The organism is Streptomyces sp. NPDC042346 (assembly GCF_055581845.1).
The window spans coordinates 55,703-82,291 of record NZ_JBVJEH010000012.1 but is presented as its reverse complement, the minus strand read 5'-3'; the positions used below and the strand labels follow the sequence as shown (position 1 = coordinate 82,291).

Genomic DNA, 26,589 nt, shown 5'->3' with positions numbered 1-26,589 from the left:
TGCGCACGCACGCGCCTGATCCAGGCGCGTGCTCTTTGGTGTTTCCGCACCTCCTCCGTTGTCTTGTTCGTTTGGGTGGGAGTCGACGCGTGATGCGTGCTTCAGAACCACTGTCATGGGTGGGGCGGAATCGCCTAGCCATGACAGAGTCACAACGACGGCGCCGTCGGCGAAGCCGCACGGCGACCGTCCTTCTTTTGTCATCGGTATTGACGGTGACGAGTCTCGGCGGGCAGGCCCTGGCCGTTCCCGGCGACGGCATGAGCCGTGAGCAGACGACCTCTCAGGTCGATCTGCCGGACATCCCCGAGAGCACCGCGCTCGCCGACGACGCCAGCGCCGACAAGGCGCTGAGCCTCGGGGACGAGCAGCAGGTCGTCCCCTACGCGCCGAAGAAAGTCGACCCGTGGGCGGAGGACGCCGGCAAGGCGCCGCTGACGGCGCAGACCCAGCCCGGCACCACGGTCCCCGTGGTGAACGAGACCACGTCGGTCGGACTGCCGGTCGCGGTCGGCGTACCGGTCGGTCAGGACCCGACGAAGGTCGACGGTGACTGGCAGGTCGCGGTCAAGTCGACCACCACCTCGGAGGACACCGGCGTCCCCGGCATGATCCTCGAGGTCATTCCGCCGGCGGACGCCGATCCGGCCGCGCAGGTCACGCTCGAGGTCGACACCACCGGCTTCGCCGACCGCTACGGCCCCCAGGCCGCCCAGCGCTTCGGCCTGGTCCTGCTGCCGAACTGCGTCATCGACTCCCCGGACTCCGGTGACTGCGCCCCGGACACCGGCGTGGAGACCATGTCCGGCAGGACCGAGGTCGCCGACGAGATCGAGCGGCTGCGGTCCACGGTCAAGGAGGTGCCGGCCGCCAAGGCCCCCACCAAGGTCAAGCTCAAGAAGAACGCGCCCATCCGCACGATCCTCTCCGGATCGGTGCCGGTCGCGAACCTGCTCGAGGACGGTGCCGCCCGCTCGTCCGTCTCCGGCGTCTCGGCCCGGCAGGTCGCCCTCCCGGCCGTCGACACCTCCGGCCGCCAGGTCGTCGGTGCGATGGACACCGGCGCCTCGGCGAACGGCGACTTCACCGCCTCGCCGCTGCTGTCCGCCGGCTCCTGGGCCGCGGGCTCGTCGAACGGTGCCTTCACCTACGGCTACCAGGTGCAGGTCCCGGAGGCCGCCGGCGGTCTGACCCCGAAGGTCAGCCTGGGCTACTCGTCGCAGACGGTCGACGGCCGTACCTCGGCGTCGAACAACCAGGCCTCCTGGATCGGTGACGGCTGGGACTACAACCCGGGCTCCATCAGCCGGACGTACGTCAACTGCCGTCAGGACTCCAAGAAGGCCGGGTCGAACAACGCGACCCACAAGACCGCCGACCTGTGCTGGGGCTCGGAGAACGCCACCCTCTCCCTGGGCGGCATGACCACCGAGCTGGTGTGGGACGAGGCCAAGCAGAAGTGGTTCAGCGCCAACGGTGACGGCTCGAAGATCGAGCGGTTCAAGGACACGTCCAAGGACCCGCGTTCGGGCATGAAGGACGCCGACGGCGAGTACTGGGTCGTCACCACCAGGGACGGCACGAAGTACCACTTCGGCCTGAACAAGCTCCCGGGCTGGTCGGACAACGGCACCGCCGCCGACGACCCGTACACCGACTCCGTGCTCGCGGTGCCGGTCTACGGCAACCACGCGGACGAGCCCTGCTACAAGGGCTCGACGACCACCGACTGGAAGTCCTCCGCCTGCAACCAGGCCTGGCAGTGGAACCTCGACTACGTCGAGGACGTCCACGGCAACGCCATGTCGCTGTGGTGGGAGCGCGAGAAGAACTACTACGCGAAGAACTTCTACTTCAAGGGCCCGGTCGAGTACCACCGCGGCGGCTACCTGAAGCGCATCGACTACGGCCAGCGCAAGGACACCGTCTTCAGCGCCACGGCCCCGGCCCGCGTGCGCTTCGACGTCGCCGAGCGCTGCTTCACCGAGGGTACGCTGACCTGCAGCGACGAGAACTTCACGTCGAGCGACCCTGGCAAGTACCGCATCTGGTACGACACCCCCGCCGACCTGCGGTGCCAGGCGGTCACCTCGACGGACAAGAAGAAGTGCTGGAACGCCGGCCCGACCTTCTGGTCCACCAAGCGCCTGGACAAGATCACCACCTCGGCCCAGCGCCGCACCGACACCACCGCGCGCCAGGACGTCGACCAGTACCAGCTCAAGCAGAACTTCCCCGTCCTCAAGACCGGCCCGAACACGGCCCTGTGGCTGGAGTCCATCCAGCGCACCGGCTACGCCCGCAAGGGCTCGACGGACGCCGCGGTCACGCTCAACCCGATCCGGTTCGAGTCCAACGAGGAGGAGATGCCGAACCGCGTCCTCCTGCGGAAGACGTCCGGGACGGACATGGGCGCGCCGATCGACCCGCGCCCCGGCTTCGCCAGGCTGCGCATCGGCCGCGTCATCAACGAGTACGGCGGCGAGACCGTCGTCTCCTACAAGATGCCGACCTGGGGTGACGCCGCGGACGGCTGCGCCAGCAGGACGGGCCTGCCCGGCAAGACGGACACGGCCGCTCTGAAGGCCAACACGCGTCTGTGCTACCCGATGTTCTGGCACCCGGACGCCGAGGTCGAGGACATCGACTGGTTCCACAAGTACGTGGTCGACTCGATCGAGGAGCTGCCGAACGTCGACGGCTCGTACTCCACGCGGACGGCGTACGACTACAAGAACGCCGGCTGGAAGCTCGCCGAGGCGGAGTTCAGCAAGAAGTCCACGCGCACGTACTCGCAGTTCGCGGGCTTCGAGCAGACGTCCGTCGTCACGGGCGAGCGGAAGGTCGTCGCCGACAACGGCGAGGGTTCCACCCCGGGCGAGGACACGCCGGGCACAGAGGGACCGAAGACCAAGGCGGTCACCCGCTTCTACCGGGGCATGGGCGACACCGTCCCGATGAAGACCATCACGGGTGCCACGCTCACCCACGAGGGCGCGACGGTCTACGACCGTGAGGCCTTCGCCGGCCGAATAGCCGAGGAGTTCAGCTACTCCGACGCGAACGACGCCGACACCGACTGGCTCACCCGCAGCCTCACCGTCCCCGAGGCCACCGAGCTCGCCAGCCGCGTCCGCGGCGACGGCCTCGACCCGCTCAAGGCGTGGCGGGTCACCGAGCCCGAGGAGATCGCGTACACGAAGTCGTCGGGCACGGGTGACGACGCCCGCACCCTGCGGAGCGTCCGCACCAGGACGACGTACGAGTCCACCCACGGTCTGCCCACGCAGGTGGAGTCGTTCGGCGACGCCGACCCCGGCAAGACCGGTGACGAGTCCTGCACCAAGCTCGAGTACCTGCACAACACGACCAAGAACATCATCGGTCTGACCAAGCAGGTCCTCATCTCGCCCACGGCGTGTGCCGACGCCGACTGGGCTGATCTCAAGACGCTGACTGCCGGGGCACGGACCTCGTACGACAACACGGTGTACGGCACGGCGCTCGCCGACACCACCCGTGGCCTGGCCACCGAGACGTGGTCCCTGAAGGCGGACGGCACCGGCTTCCAGACCGGCGGCACCGTCGTCTTCGACGCCCTCGGCCGTGTCACCAAGCAGATCGACCCGGACAAGAAGGAGTCCTCGATCGCCTTCGACCCGCCGACGGGTCAGGTGTTCAAGATCACCCAGACGAATCCGCTGGGCCACACCCAGGTCCAGGAGGTGGAGCCGGGCCGCGCGGTCACGCTGAAGACGACCGATGCCAACGGCCACGTCAGCGAGGCGACGTTCGACCCGCTGGGCCGTCTCGCCGAGGCCTGGGCCCCCGGCCGGGTACCGGCTGCGGGCAAGGTTCCGGACTTCAAGGCCGAGTACGTGATCCCGGTCGAGGAGCCGGACCCGAACGACCCGAACGGCGGCACGCTCCGCAAGCCCCCCTACGTCACGACCTCCACCCGTGGCTACGAGGACCGGATCGAAAAGTCCGTCACGATCTACGACGGTCTCGGCCGCGAGCGCCAGTCGCAGGAGGAGGCGGACGGCGGTGGCCGTCTGATCACCGACACGCTGTACAACAGCGCCGGTGAGGTCTACCAGACCAACAACGCCTACCTCAACGAGGACACCCCGAACGGCGAGCTGTTCACCCCGCGCGCCGACACCACGGTCCCGAACATCACCCGGTACAAGTACGACGGCCTCGGCCGCGTGCTCGAGGAGATGCCGGTCCTGAAGGTGAAGGCCCCCGGGACCACCGAGGCCATCTCGCAGGAGGTGCCCGAGAAGGCCACCCGCTACGAGTACGGACCCGACTGGTCGAAGGTGATCCACCCGCAGGGCGCCTCGGCCTACAAGGTCTACACCGACGCCCTCGGCCGCACCGTCCGCACGGACACCACCAACCCGGCGGCGCCCGGCGGCTACACGTCGACGCGCTACACGTACGACAGCCGCGGTCAGCTGACCAAGGCGACGAGCTCTGCCGACCCGACCCACCCGTGGTCGTGGACGTTCGACATGCGTGGCCGGATGGAGACCGCGACCGACCCGGACACGGGCACCACGCGGACGACGTACGACGACCGTGACCGTCCGCTGACCACGACCGACGCGCGTGGCGTGACGATCTGGAACGGATACGACGAGCTGTCCCGGCCCAAGGAGCAGCGCCTCAACAGCTCCACGGGCACGCTGATCGCCGGGTTCTCGTACGACTCCGTCGTCGGCGGCAAGGGCATGCCCGCCTCCGCCACCCGGTACACCGACGGCCTGGCGTACACGCAGAAGGTCAACGCCTACACGGCGGACTACCAGCCGACCTCGACGACGCTGTCGCTGCCCTCGTCGCTGGCCGCCACGTGGGGCATCCCCGCGGACTACCAGTACGACTACAAGTTCTCCGACAACGGCATGCTGGAGGAGGCGCAGCTTCCCAAGGCCGGAAAGTTCGACCCCGAGAAGCTGGTCATCCGTTACAACAAGGACGGCAACCCGCTCTCGATCTCCGGCAAGGACTGGTACGGCTCGGAGACGGTCTACTCGCCCTACGGCCAGGTCATGCGCTCGACCATGGGCGCGGTGCCGTACCGGGTGTGGGCCCAGAACTCGTACGACGAGTCCACCGGTGAGCTCCAGAACCAGATGGTCTACCGGGAGCAGACCGTCGGTGCCGGTCCGGTCGAGGGCACCCTGGTCTCGAAGCGCGAGTACGCCTACGACCCCGCCGGCAACGTCACGGGCATCCGTGAGCACGCCACCGGGATCGAGGAGCGGCAGTGCTTCACGTACGACCCGCTGGGTCAGCTGAAGACCGCCTGGACCTCCAAGGACCAGGAGAACTGCACCGCCCCGAAGAACACGGACGGCACGCTCAACGTCGCCCCGGGCAAGGACACCTCCGGCTACTGGCAGGAGTACGAGTACGACCTCCTCGGCAACCGCACCAAGCTGGTCGAGAAGGACCTGACCGGCGCCACGGCCAAGGACGCGACCACCACGTACCAGTACGGTGTGGGCGCGGCCAAGAGCCAGCCGCACACGCTCGCCAAGGTCTCGAAGACCTACTCCACCCCCGCGGGTGCGCAGGTCAAGGCCGAGGCCGAGCGCCTGTACGAGCTCACGGGTCAGACGAAGTCCGTCACCTCACTCGACAACGGTGACAAGCAGACGCTGACCTGGACGCCGGACGGCAAGGTCGACCGGATCACCGGCGCGGGCACCGGCGGCAAGACCCCCTACGTGGGTCTGACCGACAAGTGCTTCGACCTCAAGAGCGGCATCCCGGCCGCGGGCCAGGCGGTCCAGCTGTACAGCTGCAACGCCTCCGCGGCGCAGAGCTGGAAGTTCACGCCCACCCCGAGCACACCGACGACTCCGCAGATCGACTCCAACCGGGGCGCGCTGTCGGTGCTCGACGACTGGTGTGTCCAGCCGGCGGCCAACACCCTCGGGTCCGCGGTCCAGGTCCAGAAGTGCGCTGCCACCGCCGCGGCGGCGGCAGCGCAGGAGCTGAAGCGCAACGCCGCCGGCCAGCTGACGCACATGGCGTCCAACCTGTGCCTGGCGGTGCAGGGTGCCAACTCGGCCAGCGGCACGGCGATCGTCCTGGCCGCGTGCGACGGAGCCTCCGCCGCGCAGCTCTGGGCGCCGCAGAACGACACCCGTCACATCTACGGCCCCGGTGGCGAGCGTCTGCTCACCATCAACGGCAAGACGGCCACCCTGAACCTGGGTGACGCGGAGATCACCGTCCAGCAGGGCGGCGTCCTGGTCAGCTCGCAGCGCACCTACACCACTCCCAGTGGCTCGGTCATGCGCTACGCCTACGGCACGGGTGCGGACCGGCTGGTCGCTCTGACCACGGATCACCAGGGTTCCACCTACGCCGAGGTCGCGTTGGGCGCCTCGATGGACGTGCGGATCCGCAAGCAGGACGCGTTCGGCAATCAGCGCGGTGCCGGCACGGTCGGCGCCAACCTGCAGGCGCACACCGGGTTCCTCAACAAGACCCGGGACGACGCCTCCGGCTACACCCTGCTGGGTGCCCGTCTCTACGACCCGGTGGTCGGACGGTTCCTGTCCGCCGACCCGCAGATGGACCTGAACGACCCACTGCAGGCCAACGGGTACGTCTACGCGCACAACAACCCGGTCACCCACGCGGACCCGACCGGTGAGGCGATCACCCTGACCGCTTCGGAGAAGGCGGCGGCCCTCGTGGGCGCGGGCCTGTCCGCGGCGCAGGTCGCGCAGGCGCAGGCCACCTCGGGCAAGTCCCTCACCTCGGTGATCCTCGCCGCCGCATGGAGCGTCCTGAGCGACTTCATCGGACTCAGTGACGCCATGGCCTGCTTCGGCGGTGACATGTGGTCCTGCGGCAGCCTGATCATCGGGGCGATCCCGTGGACCAAGCTCGGCAAGATCCCGTCCGTCCTGAGGGCGGTCGACCGCACGATCAACGCCATCCAGGCGTTCAAGAAGGCGAAGGCGGCCGCGGAAGCGGTCCTCAAGGCGGCCAAGGCGGCCGAGGCGGCGGCTCTGAGAGCCAAGAAGGCCGCCATCGAGAAGGCGAAGAAGGAGGCCGCGCAACGGGCCAAGAAGAAGGCAGCCGAGGCCGCGAAACGGAAGGCCGAAGCGGCGGCGGCCGCCAAGAAGAAGACCGGTAACCCGGCCCAGAAGAGCTCCCAGGCCAAGGCCGCTCCCAAGTCCTCCTCGCAGGCGGGCGGAGGCAGGGGCGGCAAGTCCGGCGCGTCCAAGCCGGGCGGAAGCTCCGGCGGTTCCTCCCGCAGCAAGGGCGGATCCAGCGGTGGCGGCGGCTCCGGCAAGTCCAACTGCAACAGCTTCACGCCCGGCACGAAGGTGCTGATGGCCGACGGCTCCACCAAGCCGATCGAGCAGGTCAAGACCGGCGACAAGGTCCTCGCGACCGACCCCGAGTCCGGTGAGAGCCGGGTCGAGACGGTCACCGCGGAGATCAAGGGCCAGGGCCTCAAGCACCTCGTCACGATCACCGTCGACACCGACGGCAAGGCTGGATCGAAGACGGCCGAGGTCACCGCGACCGAAGGCCACCCGTTCTGGGTGCCCCAGCTCCGCGCCTGGCTCAAGGCCACCGACCTGACGTCGGGCCAGTGGCTGCAGACCAGCGCCGGCACCCGGGTCCAGATCACCGCGATCGAGCGCAGGACCGCCCGGGCGGCGACGGTTCACAACCTGACGGTCTCCGACCTCCACACGTACTACGTGATGGCGTCGGGCACCTCGCTCCTCAACCACAACGAGAGCTGCCCGACGGGTGGCGAGGAAGTCGACCCGTACTCGGAGGAGCTCACCAAGAAGCGCCAGGAGGAGAACGCGCAGAACTGGTCGGAGATCCCGCGTGAGGTTCACGAGACCGTGAACCGCGTGGAGGACGGCCGGATCACTCAGCGGGTCAACAACAACGGTCTCGACTGGTACGACGCCCGCAGGGTGCGGAACGGCCAGATCACCGGCTACAACACCAACAACCCGTGGTACGACGCGACGGTGTACACAGGTGTCAACGGTGGGCTGACCCGTATTCTCGTCCGCTCCGACGGAGTCGTCGGATACGTCCTGGGCCACAATTACAATACGGTCCACGAATACGGATATGCCGGGCGCCTGCCAGGCAGGTGGAACCAGCCACCGTCCAGCTGGTACCAGAATCATGGAGGTGGGTCTCCCCGGTGACGTCACCATCCGTAGCGAAGTCCCTGGCCGCAGCGGGTCTGCTGGTCGTCGACGAGTGGACCGAGCCCGAAGGGCTCATCCCGGCCATCGTCGCCGGCCAGGGCCCGAGCTGTCCGTCCTCGGACGGACGCGTGGAAGCCATGCTGGACTTCCTGGAGCCTCAGCTGCACGAGAGGGCGAACGGCGACTGGTACCGGCTGGCGGTCGAAGGAGGGCTCTTCTCCGAGACCGATCGCAGGTTCCTGCTCGCACTGCCGTCGGAGTACGAACGCCCGCAGTGGTTCTGCGTCGAGCTGCAGAGCACATGGGACCTCATGGGTGAGGGAGCTGCCGGACTGCTCGGCAGCGCCCCCTGCCGTCCCGAGTTCCGCATGGTCTCGCTCGACGGGAACGTGCTGGTCTTCGCTACGACGTGGGAGCACGCGATCAGCACCTCGGTGCTGAAGGCGCCGCATCGTTCGCAGGTCCTCCGTCGGTGGGCCGAGGACGTGGCGTCCGGATCGCTGGACTATCCGGACGAGCCCCCACTGAGCCCGGCGGCACGCCGCTGGCTCGACACCCACTAGGAGTGTGGCCAGGCCGGTCACCCTGGCCCGGCCACCCTCGAAGCAGTACGGGAGCCCCGACCGAGACATCGGTCGGGGCTCCTCCCGTTCTCCGTGTCGGAGGCGGTCCTCAGGAGGTGGTCGACGCCTTGCGCAGCGCGCTGATGCAGGTGCCGATCGCCTCCTGGAGGGCTTCCAGGCGCTGGAGCATGTCGGCCTCGTAGATGTCCTCCTCCATCACCTCGTCCAGGGTCAGCTCCTCGAAGACCTTCGTCGCCTTCTGCAGGCTGTTGTAGAACTTCGTCCGCCGCTCCTGGACGCGCAGCGTCGGGTCCTCCTCGACCGCCCTGGCGACCAGGCCCTTCACCGCGTCGTACGCCTCACCGGCCCACTCGCCCGCCTCCTCGGAGTCGTCGAGCTCGTCGATCAGCGACAGGTGGCGCTCGGCCTCGGCACGCAGCTCGGCGGGCGCTTCCACGGTCTGCCCGGCCGGGGTCTTGATCTGGCCGTTCTCGACGATCTGCCGCACGTACCCGATGCGGTCGGCCGCCTTCGCCTCGCTCGCCACCGCCTTCTTCAGGTCGTCGGTGCGGGCGAAGGCGCGGGCCATCTCCGTCTGGAGGGCCGGGTCCTCCTTCATGCGGTCGAGCAGCGCGCCGCGCGCCGCCTCCGCCGTCCCGGGGTCGGCGAGGATCGCGGCCCGCAGCGCCGTCGGGTTCTCGGCGACCTCCAGGGCCTTCGTCGGACGGATGCCCTCCGCCTCGGCCGCCGCGCTGATCGCCTGGCCGCGCACGGAGGACGCGCTGTTGCGGGAGGTGTAGTACGAGAGCCAGACGTCCGCGTCGGGCAGCTCGACGTCCTCGCCGGGCACCAGGACCTCGAACTGCGGGACCAGGCCGTCGTCGGCCGCCATGTCCCAGGCCTTGTAGTACCGCATGACCCGGTCGGGCGAGCACCCCGCGAGCGCGGCGAAGGCCTTCGCCGAGACCTTCGCGGCGGCCGTGCCCTCGGCGGGCTGACCGCCGGGGCGCACGCTCCGCGCGACCTTCAGCGCGAAGGCCCAGCCACCGGTCCGCGCGTAGATCCCGAAGTCCTGGGCGTCGCGGACGACGACGGGGTCGTGCGCGTCGGGCGACACCGGCTCGTCCGCCTCGGGCTCGTCCGCCTGGGGCTCGTCCGCCTCGGGACGGTCCGCCTCGGACTCGAGCGCGGTCTCGTCGGGGGTGTTCTGCTCCGAGGCCTGCGGCTCAGGGGCCGAGGGCACCCAGAACTCCGGCTCCGAGATCGCCGCGGGGGCGGCCTCGCGCTCTTCGGCGGACATGTCGGACGGGGTGATGGCGATGGTCACCGAGAGCTCTCCGGAGGGTCGGGTGCGACAACTGCGGCCGACAGCCTATACGCACACCTTGGCGATATTTCGCCCTATTCGAGCCATCGTGGCGACGAGAACGATCCCCGGCGGATCCCCGGCGGATCCGCAAGGGACCCGCCGGGGATCCGGAACCGCGCCGGTGATCGTACCGCCGTCCCGGTGACCCTTGGGGGACCGCCAGTGGTCCACTCCAACGGCGGTTATCCACAGGGGTGGTAGGGCCGCCGGGCGGCGCGTACGGTGCCAGACATGAAGATCCTCATCAGCGCCGACATGGAGGGCGCGACCGGTGTGACCTGGCCCGCCGACGTGCTGCCCGGTACGCCCCAGTGGGAGCGCTGCCGCTCGATGTTTACGTCCGATGTGAACGCGGCCGTGCTGGGCTTCTTCGACGGCGGCGCCGACGAGGTCCTGATCAACGAGGCGCACTGGAGCATGCGGAACCTGCTCCTGGAGCGGCTCGACGAGCGCGCCGAGATGCTCACCGGCCGGCACAAGTCGCTGTCGATGGTCGAGGGCGTGCAGCACGGGGACGTCGACGGCATCGCCTTCGTCGGCTACCACACGGGCGCGGGCACCGAAGGCGTCCTCGCCCACACCTACCTGGCCAACTCGATCACGGGCGTCTGGCTCAACGGCGAGCGGGCCGGCGAGGGCCTGCTCAACGCCCATGTGGTCGCGGAGTACGGCGTCCCGGTCGTCCTCGTCACCGGCGACGACCTGACCTGCGAGGACGCCCTCGGATACGCGCCGGAGGCCCGCAAGGTCGCCGTCAAGGACCACGTCTCGCGGTACGCGGCGGTGTGCCGCACCCCGGCCAGGACCGCCGCCGACATCAGAGCGGCGGCGAAGGACGCGACCGCGCTCGCCGTCCGGCACGAACCGGTCCGCGGAGGCCCGTTCACGGTGGAGCTGGAGTTCGACGCCGACCACCTGGGCGCCGCCGCCACGGTGGTTCCCGGCGTGGCGCGGAGCGGCGAGCGGCGCGTCTCCTACACGGGGGAGACGATGTACGAGGCAATTCGCACGTTCAAGGCGGTCACGACCATCGTCTCGGCCGCAGTGGAGGAGCAGTATGGCTGAGGAGGTCCGGGGCCCGGACACGACGGCGCTCGACGAGGTGGTCACCTTCACCTCCGAGCTCATCCGCATCGACACCACCAACCGGGGCGACGGCGACTGCCGCGAGCGCCCCGCCGCCGAGTACGTCGCCGAGCGGCTCGCAGCCGCCGGGATCGCGCCCACCCTCCTGGAGCGGACCCCGGGCCGCACCAACGTCGTGGCGCGCATCCCCGGCACCGACCCCTCGGCCGACGCGCTCCTCGTCCACGGCCACCTCGACGTCGTCCCCGCCGACCCCGCCGAATGGACCGTGGACCCGTTCTCCGGGGAGGTCCGCGACGGGGTCGTGTGGGGGCGCGGCGCCGTCGACATGAAGAACATGGACGCGATGGTCCTGGCCGTCGTCCGCTCCTGGGCCCGGCAGGGCATCCGGCCGCGCCGCGACATCGTCCTCGCGTACACCGCCGACGAGGAGGCCAGCGCCGACGACGGCTCCGGCTTCCTGGCCGACCGGCACGCCGCACTCTTCGAGGGCTGCACGGAAGGCATCAGCGAGTCCGGGGCCTTCAGCTTCCACCCGAACCCCGGCACGACCCTCTACCCGATCGCGGCGGGGGAGCGGGGCACCGCCTGGCTCAAGCTGACCGCCCACGGCCGGGCGGGCCACGGCTCCAAGGTGAACACGGCCAACGCCGTCACCCGCCTCGCCTCCGCCGTCGCCCGGATCGGCGCGCACACCTGGCCCGTCCGCCTCACCACCACCGTCCGCGCCGCCCTCGCCGAACTCGCCGCGCTGTACGGCATCGACGTCGACACCAGCGCACCCGACCTCGACGTCGACCTCCTCCTCGACAAGCTCGGACCCGCCGCCGCGCTCGTCGCGCCGACCGTCCGCAACAGCGCCAACCCGACGATGCTGAAGGCCGGTTACAAGGTCAACGTCATCCCGGGCCAGGCCGTCGCGTACATCGACGGCCGGACGCTGCCCGGCGGCGAGGAGGAGTTCGCCACGACCATGGACGCGCTCACCGGGCCCGACGTGGAGTGGGAGTTCCACCACCGCGAAGTGTCCCTGGAGGCCCCGGTCGACTCGCCGACCTTCGCGAAGCTGCGGGCCGCCGTCGAGCGCTTCGACCCGGCAGGACACGTCGTGCCGTTCACCATGTCCGGCGGCACCGACGCCAAGCAGTTCTCCCGGCTCGGCATCACCGGCTACGGCTTCTCTCCGCTCCGGCTGCCCCCGGAGCTCGACTACGGGGCGCTCTTCCACGGCGTCGACGAACGCGTCCCGGTCGACGCCCTGCACTTCGGTGTCCGGGTGCTCGACCACTATCTGAAGTCCGCGTAGGACAGCGACAGGGGGAGTCGAGATGGCCACCACCGAGACGACGACCACGACCACGGCCGCCCACGGCACCTGGCCGTCGCCCGTCGGCGCCGCGCTCGCCGCCGCCCACGACGGGCGGCCCGAGTACGCGGGCACCGTCGGCGACGAGCTGTGGTGGACCGCGCCGCGCCCCGCCGAGGGCGGCCGGCGCGCCCTCGTCCGGCGGCGCGCCGACGGCACCGAGGAGAGCGTCCTCCCCGCTCCGTGGAACGTCCGCAGCCGCGTCATCGAGTACGGCGGACAGCCCTGGGCCGCGCTCGCGCGCCCCACCGGCGGACCGCTCGTCGTCTTCAGCCACTTCCCCGACCAGCGGCTGTACGCGTACGAGCCGGAGGCCGGACCCGACGCCGCGCCCCGGCCGCTCACCCCCCTCGCCGACGCCGGCGAGGGACCGCGCTGGGTGGACCCGGTGCTCCACCCGGAGCGCGGCGAGGTGTGGTGCGTCCTTGAGGAGTCCACCGGGCCCGCGCCGACCGACGTACGCCGGGTCCTCGCCGCCGTCCCGCTGGACGGATCGGCCGCCGGGGACCGGAGCGCCGTGCGCGAACTCTCCGACGGGCGCCACCGGTTCGTGACGGGCCCCCGGCTCTCCCCGGACGGGCGCCGGGCGGCCTGGATCGCCTGGGACCACCCCCGCATGCCCTGGGACGGCACCGAGCTCCAGCTCGCCGAGGTCGCCCCCGACGGCACCTTCCGCGGCGCCCGGACCGTCGCCGGCGGCCCCGCCGAGTCGATCCCCCAGGTCGCCTGGGACGCGGCCGGGCGACTGCTCTTCGCGAGCGACCGCACCGGCTGGTGGAACCTCTACCGGGCGGAGATCGCCGCGGACGGCGGCCTCCGCGCACCGGTCGCGCTCTGCCCCCGCGACGAGGAGTTCGCCGGACCGCTCTGGAAGATCGGGCTGACCTGGTTCACGCCCCTGGAGAACGGCCTGATCGCCGTGGTCCACGGCAAGGGGACCACCGCCCTCGGGATACTGGACCCCGACACCGGCACCCTCGCCGACGCCGCCGGCCCCTGGACCGAATGGGCCGCCACCCTCGCCCCGCACGGTACCCGCGTCGTCGGTGTCGCCGCGGGACCGCGCAGCGCCTACGAGCTCGTCGAGCTCGACACCCGCACCGGCCGCACCCGCGTCGTCGGCGCCGCGCACACGGACGCCGTCGACCCCGCGTACTACCCCGATCCGCTGATCCGCACCTTCACCGGCCCCGGCGGACGCGAGATCCACGCCCAGGTGTACCCGCCGCACCACCCCGGATTCACCGGCCCCGCCGGCGAACTGCCGCCCTACGTGATCTGGGCCCACGGCGGGCCCACCGGTCACGCTCCGCTCGTCCTCGACCTGGAGATCGCCTACTTCACCTCCCGCGGGATCGGCGTCGCCGAGGTCAACTACGGCGGATCGACCGGCTACGGCCGGGAGTACCGGGAGCGGCTGCGCGAGCAGTGGGGCGTCGTCGACGTCGAGGACTGCGCGGCCGTCGCCACCGCGCTCGCCGCCGAGGGCACCGCCGACCCCGACCGGCTCGCGGTACGCGGCGGCAGCGCGGGCGGCTGGACGACCGCGGCCTCCCTCGTCGCCACCGACGTGTACGCCTGCGGCACGATCATCTATCCCATCCTCGACCTGCGGGGCTGGGCCACCGACGAGACCCACGACTTCGAGTCCCGGTACCTCGACGGCCTCATCGGACCGCTCGACGAGGTCCCCGCCCGCTACGAGGAACGCTCGCCGATCGAGCACGTCGACCGGGTCACGACCCCCTTCCTGCTGCTCCAGGGCCTCGACGACGTCATCTGCCCGCCCGCGCAGGCCGAGCGCTTCCTCGCCCGGATGGCCGGCCGGGGCGTCCCCCACGCCTACCTCGCCTTCGAGGGAGAAGGGCACGGCTTCCGCAGAGCCGACACGATGGTCCGCGCCCTGGAGGCCGAACTCGCCCTGTACGCGGGGACCTTCGGCCTCACCCGTACCGACGTTCCCGACCTGGAGCTCCGCTCGTGACCCCGAAGGCCCCGCACCCCGCCGTCGCACCCCTGACCCGGGCCGCGCGCCTCCGGCCCGGGGCGCGGGTCGCCGTCGTCGCCCCCAGCGGACCCGTACCCGAGGAGCGGCTCCGGGCCGGGCTCGACATCCTGCGCGGCTGGGACCTGGAGCCGGTGGTCGCCCCGCACGTCCTCGACACCCACCCCACGCTCGGCTACCTCGCGGGCGCGGACCGGGCGAGAGCCCGCGACCTGACCGAGGCCTGGTGCGACCCCTCCGTCTCCGCCGTGATCTGCGCACGCGGCGGCTACGGGGTGCAGCGCATGGTGGACCTCGTCGACTGGGCGGCGATCCGGGCCGCCGGACCCAAGGCGTTCGTCGGCTACAGCGACGTCACCGCCCTGCACGAGGCCGTCGCCGTCCGGCTGGGCCTGGCCACGCTGCACGGACCGATGGTCGCCGCGGCCACGTTCCTGTCGGACCCGGACACCCAGGAGTCCCTGCGGGCCACGCTGTTCGAGCCGGAGACGGTGCGGACGCTCGGCCTGGCGACGGCGCGGCCGCTGGTCCCCGGCCGCGCCCGCGGGGTCACGCTCGGCGGCTGCGTCAGCCTGCTCGCCGCCGACCTCGGCACCCCGCACGGCAGGCCCTCGGCGCGCGGCGGGCTGCTGCTCCTGGAGGACGTGGGGGAGGAGCCGTACCGGCTCGACCGGATCCTCACCCAACTGCTGCGCTCCGGCTGGCTGGACGGCGTCGCGGGCGTCGGCCTGGGCTCGTGGGAGGAGTGCGGCCCGTACGAGGAGGTGCGGGCCGTCCTCGTCGACCGGCTCGGCGGTCTCGGCATACCCGTGGTGGAGGAGCTGGGCTTCGGCCACAGCGGCACGGCGCTGACGGTCCCCCTGGGAGTGCCCGGGGTGCTGGACGCCGAGACGTGCGCGCTGACGCTGGACGTGCCCGCGCTGATCTGACGGCCGGACTCCTTCACCGAATCTTCGTCAGCAAGCCTTGTCGCCCGTATTGACGCTGCGCTTACACGTGTCACAACATGGGCGCGGCCCCCCTTACTTACCGGTAGGTAAGCGGTTGGTGGGGCTCATCATGCGTCCCTGTCGTGGAGGCCCCCCGTGTCCCGTGCTCTGCCCGGATCCCGCAAGATGCTCGCCCTGTTGGCCGGTACGGCGATGGCGGCACCGCTCGCCCTCGCCGGCCCGGTGAGCGCCGCCGAACCCGGCGCGTACACCGTCACCCCGCTCACGTTCACCGTCGACGCCGGCGGTCGCACCTGCACCGTCGAGGCCGATCTCTACCGGCCGGCCGGGGTCGACGCCACGCGTCCGGCACCCGCCGTCATGGCCACCAACGGCTTCGGCGGCAGCAAGGCGGACGGCCAGACCGACGTCCTCGGCAAGGCCTTCGCCGCCCGCGGCTACGTCGGACTCGTCTACTCCGGGCTCGGCTTCGGCAAGTCGGGCTGCCTGATCTCCCTCGACGACCCGGCCGTCGACGGCCAGGCCGCGGCCCGGCTCGTCGACTTCCTCGCGGGCACCCGCGCCGCCGACGACGGCACCCGCGTCGACTACGTCACCAAGGACGGGGCGGGCGACCCCCGGGTCGGCATGATCGGCGGCTCCTACGGCGGGGCCGTCCAGCTCGCCGCCGCCTCCGTCGACCCCCGGCTCGACGCCCTCGTCCCCCTCATCACCTGGAACGACCTCGCCTACGCCCTGGCCCCCAACGGGGCCGACCGCGCCACCCCCGGCGTCTTCAAGTGGCAGTGGTCCAACGGCTTCTACCTGATGGGGGAGGGGCAGATGCTGCTCTCGCCCTCGCTCGACCCGAGCCGGATCAACTCGCTCCGCTGCCTGCACTTCGTCACGGACGCCTGTGACACCGTCCGACTGCTGAACTCCGGCGACTTCCCGGCGGCCGGCACGAAGAAGATGCTCGACTACGCCCGGAGCGTCTCCCCGGCCTCGTACCTGGACCGGGTCAAGGCGCCGACCCTGCTCATCCAGGGGCAGACCGACAGCCTCTTCAACCTCAACGAAGCCCAGGACACCTACGAGAAGCTCGAGTCCCACGGGGTCGAGACCAAGATGATCTGGCAGTCCTGGGGCCACAGCGGCGGCCTCATGAACCCCGGCGAGGGCGAACTGAACCTCGCGCAGGGCAATCTGGAGACGAGCTACGTCGGACAGCGCATCCTCGCCTGGTTCGACCGCTACCTGCTCGGCAACCGGAACGCGGACACGGGCGCCGAGTTCGCCTACTACCGCTCCTGGCAGAGCGGCTACGGCACCGCCACCGCCGTCCCCGCGCTCAGCCAGAAGCTCTACCTCTCCGGCGACGGCAAGCTCGTCGACAACCGGTCCAAGGTCACCCTCGGCGCACGCGCCTACAGCAACTGGCTCGTCCCGACGAGCCACTCCGAGGTCTCGCTGGCCGGTCTGATCGGACTCCCCGACGCCCCGCTCTCCGACACCGAAGGCACCTACCTCGGCTGGACCAGCGCCCCGCTGAGCGCCCCGGTCGACGTCGTCGGCTCCCCGAAGGCCACCCTCAAGGTCGTCTCGCCGAGCACCGAGCTCGTCCAGGGCTCCGGCGACGCGGCCGACAAGCTGGTGCTCTTCGCCAAGGTCTACGACATCGCGCCGGACGGCAAGAAGACCCTGGTCAACAAGCTCGTCGCGCCGGTCCGGGTGCCGGACGTGCGGCGCCCGTTCACCGTGGAGCTGCCGGGCATCGTGCACCGCTACGAGACCGGCCACCGGATGGAGTTCGTGATCGCGGCCAGCGACTCGGCCTACTTCGGCAACCGGGGCATCAAGCCCGTGATCGTCACCAGCGCCCCCGAGGACACGGGGACGCTGGAGCTGCCCATCGTCGGCGGAAGGGTCGGCTAGCACCCTCCCAAGGCTCGCGCTAGAGCGCGGCGTACCCGGGACGGACGACCTCGTCGATCAGCCGCTGCCGCTCCGGCAGCGGCAGGAAGGCGGCGTCCAGGGCGGCGACCGTGAACTCCTCGAACACCTCAGGGCCGTAGCCGAAGGCGTCCACCATGTGCTGGAACTCCTCGCTCATGGTGGTGCCGGAGACCAGCCGGTTGTCGGTGTTGAGCGTGATGCGGAAGCCGAGGCGGCGCAGCTCGTCGATCGGGTGCGAGGCGTAGTCCTTGGCGGCACCGGTCTGGAGGTTCGAGGTGGGGCAGACCTCCAGGGCGATGCGGTTGTCCCGGACGTACGCGGCGAGCCGGCCCAGGGTGCCGTCCTCGGCGATGTCGTCCGTGATCCGCACGCCGTGGCCGATCCGCTCGGTGCCGCAGACCTGCACGGCCTCGTGGATCGACTCCGCGCCGACGGCCTCGCCCGCGTGGATCGTGAAGTGGCAGTTCTCCCGCTTCAGGTGCTGGAAGGCGGGGAGGTGGCGGGCCGGCGGGTTGCCGATCTCGCCGCCGGCTATGTCGAAGCCCGCCACGCCGTTCTCCCGGTGGGCGACCGTCAGCCGCGCGATCTCCAGGGAGCGGTCCGTGTGCCGCATGCCGGTGAGGAGCGTACGGACGGTGATCCGCCCGCCGGAGCGGCGCTCGCCCTCGCGGAAGCCGTCGTTGACCGCCTCGACGACCTCGTCGAGGGTCAGCCCGCCCTCCAGGTGCTGCTCGGGGGCGTATCGGATCTCGGCGTAGACGACACCGTCCGCCGCCAGGTCCTCGGCGCACTCGGCCGCGATGCGGGTCAGCGCCTCGCGGGTCTGCATCACCGCGCAGGTGTGGGCGAAGGTCTCCAGGTACCGCTCCAGCGAGCCGGAGTCGGCGGCGTCCCGGAACCAGACCGCGAGCTCGGCCGGGTCCTCGGTCGGCAGCGCGGTGTAGCCGTGCTCTCGCGCCAGCTCGACGATCGTCGCGGGGCGCAGCCCGCCGTCGAGGTGGTCGTGGAGAACGGCCTTGGGGGCCCGGCGGATCCACTCGGAGACGGTGGCGGCGGCAGGCGTGGCAGGGTTGTCAGACAAGTGCATGGCGGGGAAGTGTACGCCACGGCCGAGGGGCGTGCGGCGACGGCCGTGAAGGGGTGGCGTTCGAGGGGGTACCGACGGGGTGAGGGCGGGCCTCCGGCGGCGTGCCGGTGGGTGGACTGTGGGCGGCCCGACGGGGGTGTGGGCCCGTTCGGTGCGGGGCGCGGACCCGTCTCCGTACCGCTCAGTGCGACTGGAGCACCGGCAGTGCGGGGGCGCCCGTCGGCAGCATGTGCTTGGCGGCCAGGACCGGGGTCTCCCCGACCCGTACGACCTGCGTCACGAGGACGGCCGGGGTGTCCGCCGCGCGGCCCAGCTGGTCACCGCGCCGCCGCCCGAGCAGCGTCGCCGTGATGCCGCTGTGCGCGCTCAGGGCCGTCTCGCGCGAGGCGGTGACGAGGACCGCGAGCATCGAGGCGGCCGGGGCGGGACCGCCGCTCGCGGGGGCGTCCGGATCCGTGGCCCGCAGGGCGCGGGCGAACTCCGGGTGCACCCGGTCCAGCACGTCGTCGGCCGCCGCCCACTCGTGGCTCAGCGCCGCCGCCGTGCCCTCCCCGGTGAGCACGGACTCCCAGAACCGCAGCTCGGCGCGGGCCGGGGCGAGCAGGTGCTGCGTCGTGAAGTCGGTGGGCTCCTCCACCGTCCGCAGCAGCGCCCGCACGCGCAGCGGACCCCCCGCGCCGATCAGCTCCTCCAGCGGCTGGATGTGCTCGAAGCCCCGGCGCGGCGGACGGTCGTTGACGGTCCGGCCGACCCCGCGGCGCACGGTGAGCAGCCCGTCCTCCTGGAGCAGCAGCAGCGCCTCGCGCAGGGCGGGCCGGCTCACGCCCAGTTCGGTGGCGAGCTTCGGCTCGGAGGGGAGTGTCGAGCCAGGCGGGTAGGTGCCGTCGTGGACGGCGTCCGCGATCCGTTCGTACAGCGCCACGACCGGCCGCCGCCGCTGTCCGCTGACCGCCACGGCCGCCTCCTCGTCTGGTCCCCGCCGGTGTCCGGCACCACCGTAGTCGGCCCACGTTGTCTGACAAGTCACCCGTACGGCTCTTCCCACCGTCACGGTGAGGCTCGACTCGCCCCATTCTGGACCCACGGCCTGCCCGCGGCGCGGGCCGGGTACGGCCGACGGGCACCACCGGCGGCACGACCGACGGCACGACGGAGGAGAGGGCCGGGCATGAGTCCCAAGGAGACGTCGGGGGCGCCCCGCGCGGGCGGCACGTCCCGGTTCAGCGGAGCCTTCACCCCGGGCCGGATCGCGATGACGGCGGTCGCGGTCCTCACTCTGGTCTTCATCTTCGAGAACACCCGCGAGGTCAGGATCCGGATCCTGATCCCGGAGGTGTCCATGCCGCTCTACCTGGCGCTCCTCTCGACCGCCCTCCTCGGCGCGGCCTGCGGCTACTACGCCGCGGCCCGGAGGCAGAAGTGAGGCGGGCCGCCGTCGTGGGCGCGACCGCCGTCCTCGCACTCGCGGCCGTCGCCGTCTCTTCGGCCGAGGAACCCGCCCTGCCGGGCGAAGGCGCCGGGACCCGGCCCATGCCGGACCTCCTGGGCGTACCGCTGTGGCGGGTCTTCACCCGGCTCGACCGCCGGACCCGGCTCGACGTCCACGACGCGAGCGGACGGGACCGGCGGGTGCTGTGGCCGCCGAACTGGCGGGTGTGCACGCAGTACCCCGCGGCGGAGGCGGACCTCGACCGGCGGACGGCGGTCACGATCGGGGTCGTACGCAAGGGCGAGACCTGCCCGCCCCGCGTCCGCACCGCCCGTCGCTGACCGCCCGTCCCTCGCTGACCGCGCGCCCGCCGCTGACCGGCGGGCGCGTCGTATGCCTCGTACGCCCCGCAAGCCTCGTACGCCCCGCAAGCCCCGCAAGCCTCGTACGTCCCGCAAGCCTCGTGCGCGCCGTAAGCCTCGTGCGCGTCGGGCGAGAGGCCTCCGTCCCGGGCGGGTCCTACCCTGGGTCCATGCCCGACGATCTTGGACGCTTTCTCGCCGCCGGACCCCGTGTGGGCCTGCGCCCCTTCTCCCCGGACGACGCGGACGAGTTCACCGCCCGCGCCCGCGAGAGCCGCGAGCTCCACCGGCCCTGGCTGTTCCCGCCGTGCACGCCCGAGGCGTACGCCGGCTACGCGAGCGTGCTCGTCGAGGACCCCGCGCGCGCCGGATTCCTCGTGTGCGAACACGCCGAGCGCGCGGAGGACGACCGGATCGCCGGCTTCGTCAACATCAACAACATCGTCCGCGGCGCCTTCCGCAGCGGCGCCCTCGGCTACGGAGCCTTCGCGCACGCCGCCGGACGCGGACTGCTCGGCGAGGCCCTCGGCCTGCTCCTGGCGTACGCCTTCGGGCCGCTGGAGCTGCACCGCCTGGAGGCGAACATCCAGCCCGGCAACACCGCCTCCCGCGCGCTCGTCCGCCGCGCGGGCTTCCGCCTGGAGGGCTTCTCGCCCGCGATGCTGTTCATCGACGGAGCCTGGCGGGACCACGAGCGCTGGGCGATCACCGCCCCGGTGAGCCCTGAGAGCCCGTAGCCGCGGCCGTCGGGTCCGGGTGTCAGCGCTTGTAGTTGATCTTCATGGTGTCGAGGTCCGTCACGGTCGAGCGCAGCCCCTTGTACCCGTGGCCGAGCTCCTTGAGCGCGGTCTCCACCCGGTCCTCCGCCAGCGCGCCCGCCATCTCGTCGCCGTCCGCCGCGTCGGAGACGACGACCACACGGTACGAGAAGTGCTTCAGCGTCCGGTCGTACGAGAGCGAGCCCTCCTCCGTGAACCGCATCGCGGTCAGCCCGTGCGCGTCCACCTCGGCGAGAAGCCGGGTCCGGCTCTCCTCCGACAGACCGTCGAACGTGCCGCGCACGATGACCCGGTAGGTGTGCTGCGTACCCATGCCCATTCCTCGTCCTCCCCGTCCCGCTGTTCGCTGCCGCCTGCCGCCTGCCGCCTGCCGCCTGCCGCCTGCCGCCTGCCGCCTGCCGCCGACGACGGCACCGGCACCGGCCTTCCACAGTACGGCGCGAGAGCCCCTGGTCAGGACGGGCCCCGGCGTGTTCCATGGGTGGATGACGACCGTACGACGTGCCGTACTGACGCTGCCCGCGGCCCCGTTGGGCCCGGACAACCCCCTGCCCGCCCTGCGCACCCATCACGGGACGCACGCGGTCGACGAACAGACCCTCGCGGAACTCCCGCGCGACATGGCCCGGGGCATCGGACACGCGCCCCTGCGCAGCCTGCTGCCCGCGCCCGTACGGGACGGCTACGGGCGCGCACGCACACCCACCGACCTCGACGCGGTCGTGATCGAGAACGACCTGCTCCGGGCGACCGTGCTCCCCGGCCTCGGCGGCCGCGTCCACTCCCTGCACCACAAGCCCACCGGACGCGAACTCCTCTACCGCAACCCGGTGTTCCAGCCGGCGGCCTTCGCCCTCAACGGCGCCTGGTTCTCCGGCGGCATCGAGTGGAACATCGGAGCCACCGGCCACACCACCCTCTCCTGCTCGCCCCTGCACGCGGCGGTCGTCCGCGCGCCCGACGGCGGCCCGATGCTCCGCCTGTGGGAATGGGAGCGCCTGCGGGACCTGCCCTTCCAGGTCGACCTCTGGCTCCCGGAAGGCTCCGAGTTCCTCCACGTCGGCGTCCGCGTCCGCAACCCCCACGAGCGGCCCGCCCCCGTCTACTGGTGGTCCAACACCGCCGTACCCGAGGACCGGCGCGTCATCGCCCCCGCCGACGCGGCCTGGCACCACGGCTACGAGCGCGGGCTGCGCCGCGTCCCCGTCCCCGTCGCCGAGGGCGGCGTCGACCGCTCGTACCCGCTCGGCTCCGACCACGCCGCCGACTGGTTCTACGACCTGCCCGACGGGCAGCGCCGCTGGATCGCCTCCCTCGACGCGGACGGCACCGGCCTCGTCCAGACCTCCACCGACACGCTGCGCGGCCGCAAACTCTTCGTGTGGGGCCGGGAGCGCGGCGGCCGGCGCTGGCAGGAGTGGCTCACCGAACCCGGCACCCCCGGCTACGCCGAGATCCAGGCCGGCCTCGCCCGCACCCAGCTGGAGCACCTGGAGCTGCCGGGCGGCGGGGAGTTCAGCTGGCTGGAGGCGTACGGACCGCTCACCGCCGACCCTGCCGCGGCCCTCGGCGATGACTGGGACGCGGCCCGCGCCGCAGTCGAGAGCGGCCTGGCGTCGGCGCTGCCGCCCGCCGGGGTCGAGGAGGCGTACACGGCCTGGCGGGAGCGGTCCGCGGACGCCGCACCGGAGACCGTCCTCGCCGTCGGCTCCGGCTGGGGCGCCCTCGAAGTCCTGCGCGGAAACTACGAGTTGCCCGGGACTCCGTTCCCCGAGTCGACGCTCGGGCCGGAGCAGGAACCCTGGCGCGCGCTCCTGCACACCGGAGTCCTGCCGGCCCCCGAGAAGGGCACCCCGCCCGGCGCGCCGCTGGTCTCGGCGCCCTGGCGGGACATGCTGGAGACCGCCCCGGCGGACCCCTCCACCGAGTACCACCTCGGCATCGCCCAGTGGCACGCCGGAGACCGCGCCCAGGCGGTACGGAGCTGGGAACGCGGCCTGCGCGAGGCCGCCGTGCGCTGGCCGCTGCTCCACTGCCTCGCCGTCGCCGACCGGGAGGACGGACACCCGGCCCGCGCCGCCGAACGGTTCGCCGAGGCCTTCGCCGACCACGCCGACCGCGCGGCCGAGGACGAGGCGGTGGCCGCCGCCCTCGGTCGCGGGGCCGTCGTCGCCCTGCTCGCCGCCGGACGGACCTGCCGCGCCCGGGAGTTGTGGGAGCGGCTGCCCGAAGAGGCCCGGGGGAGAGGGGCCTTCCGGCTCCTGGAGGCCCGGCTGCTGCTCGCCGAGGGCAGGACGGACGAGGCCCGCGCCGTCTTCGACGCGGGCTTCGAGGTCGCGGACCTGCGCGAGGGCGCCGAGATCCTCGGCGAGATCTGGTCGGAGCTCACCGACGAACCACTGCCGTACGCCTACGAGTTCAGGATGCGGCCGAGCTGACGGGAGGGTCCGGCCGGGGCGTCCTCGTCCAAGGGCGCGTCGCCTCCGGCCGGGGCGGCCCCGTTCAGGGGCGCGTCGCGGTCAGGACACCCGGCACAGGATCTCGCCGTGCGGGACCATGAACCAGGCGTCCTCCTGCTCGCCCCACTCCCGCCAGGCCTCCCCGATCGCCGTCAGCTCGGCGGCGGTCGCGTGGCCGCCCCGCACGGCCAGCTCCGCGTAGACCGAGGCGGTCGTCCGGTCCGCCCACAGGCCGCTCCACCAGGCCCGCTCCTCCGGAGTGGCGAAACACCAGGTGCCGGCGGTCGTCGTGACGTCGGTGAAGCTGGCCTGTCGCGCCCAGGAGAACAGGCGCCGCCCGGCGTCGGGTTCGCCGCCGTTGGCCCGCGCGACCCGGTGGTACAGGTCCAGCCAGCCGTCCAGCGCGGGGCGTTCGGGGAACCAGGCGAAGGCCCCGTAGTCGCTGTCGCGGACCGCGACGACCCCGCCGGGGCGGCACACCCGCCGCATCTCGCGCAGTGCCTGGACCGGGTCGCCGACGTGCTGCAGCACCTGGTGGGCGTGGACGACGTCGAAGGAGTCGTCGGGGAAGTCCAGGGCGTGGACGTCGGCGACGGCGAACTCGACGTTGTCCAGACCTCGTTCGGCGGCCACCGCCCGGCCCTTCTCCAGGACGTCCTCGGCGGCGTCGACCGCGGTCACCCGGCCGGGCGCCACCAGCGCGGCCAGATCGGCGGTGATCGTGCCGGGGCCGCAGCCCACGTCCAGGACGTCCAGTCCCGCGCGCAGCTCGGGCAGCAGGTAGGCCGCGGAGTTGGCGGCGGTCCGCCAGCTGTGGGAGCGCAGGACGGACTCGTGGTGGCCGTGGGTGTAGACGGCGGTCTCGTGGGCCGCGGACGGGGCGGGGGCATGCGTCATGGAAGCGACTCCCTCGGTGTGGGTGCGTTCCCTCACCGTACGCATTCCCGCCGCATGGTGAGACCGGCGTCTTGGGATGTGGACGCAAGGTCAGTCGAACAGCTCCCGCCGGTAACGGAGTTCCTCCAGCTCCCGACCGCCCGTGACGTCCCGGACGGTCGCGCCGTCGGGCCGCCAGCCCGCCGCCTCGTAGAACCGCCGGCCCCGCGCGTTCCCCGCGAAGACCCACAGGGCGGCGGTACGGAACCCGGCTGCCACGAGGGCCTCGGTGGACGCGGCGAGCAGAGCCCGCCCCACACCGGCGCCCCACACCTCAGGCAGGGCGTACAGCGCGGCCAGTTCGGCCATGGTGGCGGGGTCGAGCGCGCCGGAATCCCCGTCGGCGTCCTCGGAATCCCCGGCGGAATCCCCGGCGGAATTCGTGTCGGTCCAGGCCCGGAAGCAGGAGAAGGCCACCACCCGCCCGTCGGCCTCCGTCGCCAGGAGCACCGAGGGCCGGTCCGGCGCCGCCAGGCGGTCGCGCCACACGGCGGCCCGCTCCTCCGGGTCCAGGGCGTCCAGGTACGGCCCCGGAAGCAGGTCGCGGTAGGCGGACCGCCAGGACAGGACGTGCACGGCGGCGAGCGCCGCCGCGTCCTCGGGAATCGCTTCACGTATCGACATGCCGCATTCTCGGCCCGGAGGGCCGTGGGCCGCTCCTGTATTACGCGGTAATACCCGGCCCGTTCCGACCTGACGGATTCGTGTGTGACAGCACCGTGAACGGACCGTCCGGGCCGCCTCCCCGCCCCTAGGATCGGCCCGCCGCCGCCCGGTGGCGCGCTCGCATCCCTTGCCGAGGAGTCCCGTGCCGTACTCGCCCGCGCCCGACCGCCGCTCCCTCCTGAAGCTGCTCGCGGCGGCCCCCGCGGTCTCCGCCCTCGGTGGGCTCGCCGCCGCCGCACCCGCGCTCGCGGCACCCGCGGGCGGGGCCGCGACCACGGCCGGGGCCGCCGCGCCCGGGATCGTCAAGGCACTCCCGCCCGAGTGGTTCACCGTCCGGGGCACCAACGCCGAGGCCCGGTTCGACTCCTTCGCGGACACCGGTCTCCTCACCCCCAACGACCGCTTCTTCGTCCGCAACCACACCTCCACCCCCGTCCTCGACGCCGCCGACTGGCGCCTCACGCTCTGGGGCGACGGACTCCACGGCCGCAGCCCCGTCCACTTCACCTACGGACAGCTGCGCGACCTGCCCTCCGTCACCCGAACGGCCCTGATCGAGTGCGCCGGAAACGGCCGCAGCCTCTACACGAGCCAGCAGGGCGAGCCGGTCACGGGCACCTCCTGGACGCTCGGCGCCGTCGGCGCCGCCCGCTGGCGCGGCGTCCGCCTCTCCGACGTGCTGCGACGCGCCGGGATCGCCCACGACGCCGTCGACCTCCAGCCGCGCGGCCTCGACGACCCGTACGTCTCCGGCGGCGTCGACTACGGCCGGGTCCGCCGCCCGCTGCCGGTCGCCAAGGCCTTCGACGACGTGATCCTCGCGTACGAGATGAACGGCGAGCCGCTCCCGTACGACCACGGTCACCCCGTCCGGCTCGTGGTGCCCAACTGGGTCGGCATCGCGTCCATCAAGTGGCTCGGCGACATCGAGGTCTCCACCCGCCCGCTGAGTTCGCCCTGGTCCACCGACTGGTACCGCCTCTTCGGCGCCGCGCACCCGGCCGGCGGCAGCGAGCCGATCAGCCGCCAGACCATCAAGTCCGCCTACCAACTGCCCTTCGGCGCCACCCTGGAGTCCGGCCGCGTCCACCGGCTCACCGGACGCGCCTGGTCCGCCCTCGCGCCCGTGCGGACCGTCGAGGTCTCCACCGACGGCGGCGCGCACTGGCGGCACGCCCGGCTCCTCGACGCCCCGAAGCGGGGCGGCTGGGTCCGCTGGACCGTGCCGTGGCGCCCGCACACCACCGGCCCCGTCACCCTGCTCTCCCGTACCACCGACGCCGCCGGGAACACCCAGCCCGACCGGGCCGTCCACAACACCCAGGGGTACCTCTTCAACGCGGTCGTACGTCACCCGATCACCGTCGCCTGAAGCGGC

The 26,589-nt window shown here is 72.1% G+C and carries 18 protein-coding genes; 12 read left to right on the top strand and 6 right to left on the bottom strand.

The window, feature by feature from the left end:
- Positions 1 to 215 precede the first annotated feature (215 nt).
- Both ACZ6K0_RS35765 and ACZ6K0_RS35760 read left to right on the top strand, forming a co-directional pair.
- Positions 216 to 8,216: a ricin-type beta-trefoil lectin domain protein gene (locus ACZ6K0_RS35765; protein ID WP_469235417.1), complete on the top strand. Its 8,001-nt coding sequence runs from the start codon at positions 216 to 218 to the stop codon at positions 8,214 to 8,216.
- Entirely contained in the window at positions 8,213 to 8,782 is a 570-nt protein-coding gene (locus ACZ6K0_RS35760; RefSeq protein ID WP_469235416.1) for a hypothetical protein, read from the top strand. Before ACZ6K0_RS35765 ends, ACZ6K0_RS35760 begins: the two co-directional genes overlap by 4 nt.
- A gap of 109 nt (positions 8,783 to 8,891) precedes the next feature.
- On the opposite strand, the gene ACZ6K0_RS35755 is transcribed toward ACZ6K0_RS35760, so the two are convergent.
- Positions 8,892 to 10,109, bottom strand: coding sequence for a hypothetical protein (locus ACZ6K0_RS35755; protein ID WP_469235414.1), 1,218 nt, complete (start codon positions 10,107 to 10,109; stop codon positions 8,892 to 8,894).
- 273 nt (positions 10,110 to 10,382) lie between these two features.
- Here ACZ6K0_RS35755 and ACZ6K0_RS35750 point away from each other — a divergent pair, with 273 nt between their 5' ends.
- The 5 genes from ACZ6K0_RS35750 (at position 10,383) to ACZ6K0_RS35730 (ending at position 17,472) form a co-directional block, all read left to right on the top strand.
- On the top strand, positions 10,383 to 11,216 hold the full coding sequence (locus tag ACZ6K0_RS35750; protein ID WP_469235412.1) for a M55 family metallopeptidase: 834 nt from the start codon (positions 10,383 to 10,385) through the stop codon (positions 11,214 to 11,216).
- Entirely contained in the window at positions 11,209 to 12,543 is a 1,335-nt protein-coding gene (locus ACZ6K0_RS35745; protein ID WP_376407745.1) for a M20/M25/M40 family metallo-hydrolase, read from the top strand. The genes ACZ6K0_RS35750 and ACZ6K0_RS35745 overlap by 8 nt, the downstream gene beginning before the upstream one ends.
- A 22-nt stretch (positions 12,544 to 12,565) precedes the next feature.
- The gene (locus ACZ6K0_RS35740) at positions 12,566 to 14,587 is read left to right on the top strand and encodes a S9 family peptidase (protein ID WP_469235409.1); all 2,022 of its coding nucleotides are present in this window, start codon (positions 12,566 to 12,568) and stop codon (positions 14,585 to 14,587) included.
- Positions 14,584 to 15,537, top strand: a complete 954-nt coding sequence (locus tag ACZ6K0_RS35735) for a S66 peptidase family protein (protein ID WP_469235408.1) — start codon at positions 14,584 to 14,586, stop codon at positions 15,535 to 15,537. Before ACZ6K0_RS35740 ends, ACZ6K0_RS35735 begins: the two co-directional genes overlap by 4 nt.
- Positions 15,538 to 15,723: 186 nt before the next feature.
- Positions 15,724 to 17,472 carry a CocE/NonD family hydrolase gene (locus ACZ6K0_RS35730; protein WP_469235478.1) on the top strand — a complete coding sequence of 583 codons (1,749 nt, stop codon included), beginning with the start codon at positions 15,724 to 15,726 and terminating at the stop codon, positions 17,470 to 17,472.
- A 19-nt stretch (positions 17,473 to 17,491) separates the two neighbouring features.
- Here the strand turns inward: ACZ6K0_RS35730 and ACZ6K0_RS35725 are convergent, their stop codons facing one another.
- Positions 17,492 to 18,580: an adenosine deaminase gene (locus ACZ6K0_RS35725; protein ID WP_376407739.1), complete on the bottom strand. Its 1,089-nt coding sequence runs from the start codon at positions 18,578 to 18,580 to the stop codon at positions 17,492 to 17,494.
- Between the two features lie 181 nt (positions 18,581 to 18,761).
- A complete protein-coding gene (locus ACZ6K0_RS35720; protein WP_469235406.1) occupies positions 18,762 to 19,535 on the bottom strand; it encodes a GntR family transcriptional regulator in 774 nt (257 codons plus the stop codon).
- A gap of 213 nt (positions 19,536 to 19,748) precedes the next feature.
- Here ACZ6K0_RS35720 and ACZ6K0_RS35715 point away from each other — a divergent pair, with 213 nt between their 5' ends.
- The 3 genes from ACZ6K0_RS35715 (at position 19,749) to ACZ6K0_RS35705 (ending at position 21,108) form a co-directional block, all read left to right on the top strand.
- Complete coding sequence (locus ACZ6K0_RS35715) at positions 19,749 to 20,003, top strand: LapA family protein (protein ID WP_376407735.1); 255 nt, start codon at positions 19,749 to 19,751, stop codon at positions 20,001 to 20,003.
- The gene (locus ACZ6K0_RS35710) at positions 20,000 to 20,350 is read left to right on the top strand and encodes a hypothetical protein (protein ID WP_376407733.1); all 351 of its coding nucleotides are present in this window, start codon (positions 20,000 to 20,002) and stop codon (positions 20,348 to 20,350) included. The genes ACZ6K0_RS35715 and ACZ6K0_RS35710 overlap by 4 nt, the downstream gene beginning before the upstream one ends.
- Before the next feature lie 191 nt (positions 20,351 to 20,541).
- The gene (locus ACZ6K0_RS35705) at positions 20,542 to 21,108 is read left to right on the top strand and encodes a GNAT family N-acetyltransferase (protein WP_376407731.1); all 567 of its coding nucleotides are present in this window, start codon (positions 20,542 to 20,544) and stop codon (positions 21,106 to 21,108) included.
- Between the two features lie 22 nt (positions 21,109 to 21,130).
- On the opposite strand, the gene ACZ6K0_RS35700 is transcribed toward ACZ6K0_RS35705, so the two are convergent.
- Positions 21,131 to 21,463: a DUF6204 family protein gene (locus ACZ6K0_RS35700; protein ID WP_376407729.1), complete on the bottom strand. Its 333-nt coding sequence runs from the start codon at positions 21,461 to 21,463 to the stop codon at positions 21,131 to 21,133.
- A gap of 172 nt (positions 21,464 to 21,635) precedes the next feature.
- Here ACZ6K0_RS35700 and ACZ6K0_RS35695 point away from each other — a divergent pair, with 172 nt between their 5' ends.
- Positions 21,636 to 23,588, top strand: a complete 1,953-nt coding sequence (locus tag ACZ6K0_RS35695; RefSeq protein ID WP_469235403.1) for a DUF5107 domain-containing protein — start codon at positions 21,636 to 21,638, stop codon at positions 23,586 to 23,588.
- Positions 23,589 to 23,669: 81 nt separating this feature from the next.
- On the opposite strand, the gene ACZ6K0_RS35690 is transcribed toward ACZ6K0_RS35695, so the two are convergent.
- Both ACZ6K0_RS35690 and ACZ6K0_RS35685 read right to left on the bottom strand, forming a co-directional pair.
- Complete coding sequence (locus ACZ6K0_RS35690; protein WP_469235401.1) at positions 23,670 to 24,506, bottom strand: class I SAM-dependent methyltransferase; 837 nt, start codon at positions 24,504 to 24,506, stop codon at positions 23,670 to 23,672.
- A gap of 90 nt (positions 24,507 to 24,596) precedes the next feature.
- Entirely contained in the window at positions 24,597 to 25,169 is a 573-nt protein-coding gene (locus tag ACZ6K0_RS35685) for a GNAT family N-acetyltransferase (RefSeq protein WP_469235399.1), read from the bottom strand.
- A gap of 184 nt (positions 25,170 to 25,353) precedes the next feature.
- Here ACZ6K0_RS35685 and ACZ6K0_RS35680 point away from each other — a divergent pair, with 184 nt between their 5' ends.
- On the top strand, positions 25,354 to 26,583 hold the full coding sequence (locus ACZ6K0_RS35680) for a sulfite oxidase (protein ID WP_376407721.1): 1,230 nt from the start codon (positions 25,354 to 25,356) through the stop codon (positions 26,581 to 26,583).
- Positions 26,584 to 26,589 lie beyond the last annotated feature (6 nt).

What these genes read in the sequence shown, in the direction of transcription:
- ACZ6K0_RS35690 (WP_469235401.1), bottom strand. Translation starts at nt 24,506, where the DNA reads ATGACGCATGCCCCCGCCCCGTCCGCGGCCCACGAGACCGCCGTCTAC.
- ACZ6K0_RS35740 (WP_469235409.1), top strand. Translation starts at nt 12,566, where the DNA reads ATGGCCACCACCGAGACGACGACCACGACCACGGCCGCCCACGGCACC.
- ACZ6K0_RS35715 (WP_376407735.1), top strand. Translation starts at nt 19,749, where the DNA reads ATGAGTCCCAAGGAGACGTCGGGGGCGCCCCGCGCGGGCGGCACGTCC.
- ACZ6K0_RS35705 (WP_376407731.1), top strand. Translation starts at nt 20,542, where the DNA reads ATGCCCGACGATCTTGGACGCTTTCTCGCCGCCGGACCCCGTGTGGGC.
- ACZ6K0_RS35730 (WP_469235478.1), top strand. Translation starts at nt 15,724, where the DNA reads ATGCTCGCCCTGTTGGCCGGTACGGCGATGGCGGCACCGCTCGCCCTC.
- ACZ6K0_RS35700 (WP_376407729.1), bottom strand. Translation starts at nt 21,463, where the DNA reads ATGGGTACGCAGCACACCTACCGGGTCATCGTGCGCGGCACGTTCGAC.
- ACZ6K0_RS35695 (WP_469235403.1), top strand. Translation starts at nt 21,636, where the DNA reads ATGACGACCGTACGACGTGCCGTACTGACGCTGCCCGCGGCCCCGTTG.
- ACZ6K0_RS35745 (WP_376407745.1), top strand. Translation starts at nt 11,209, where the DNA reads ATGGCTGAGGAGGTCCGGGGCCCGGACACGACGGCGCTCGACGAGGTG.
- ACZ6K0_RS35725 (WP_376407739.1), bottom strand. Translation starts at nt 18,580, where the DNA reads ATGCACTTGTCTGACAACCCTGCCACGCCTGCCGCCGCCACCGTCTCC.
- ACZ6K0_RS35750 (WP_469235412.1), top strand. Translation starts at nt 10,383, where the DNA reads ATGAAGATCCTCATCAGCGCCGACATGGAGGGCGCGACCGGTGTGACC.
- ACZ6K0_RS35685 (WP_469235399.1), bottom strand. Translation starts at nt 25,169, where the DNA reads ATGTCGATACGTGAAGCGATTCCCGAGGACGCGGCGGCGCTCGCCGCC.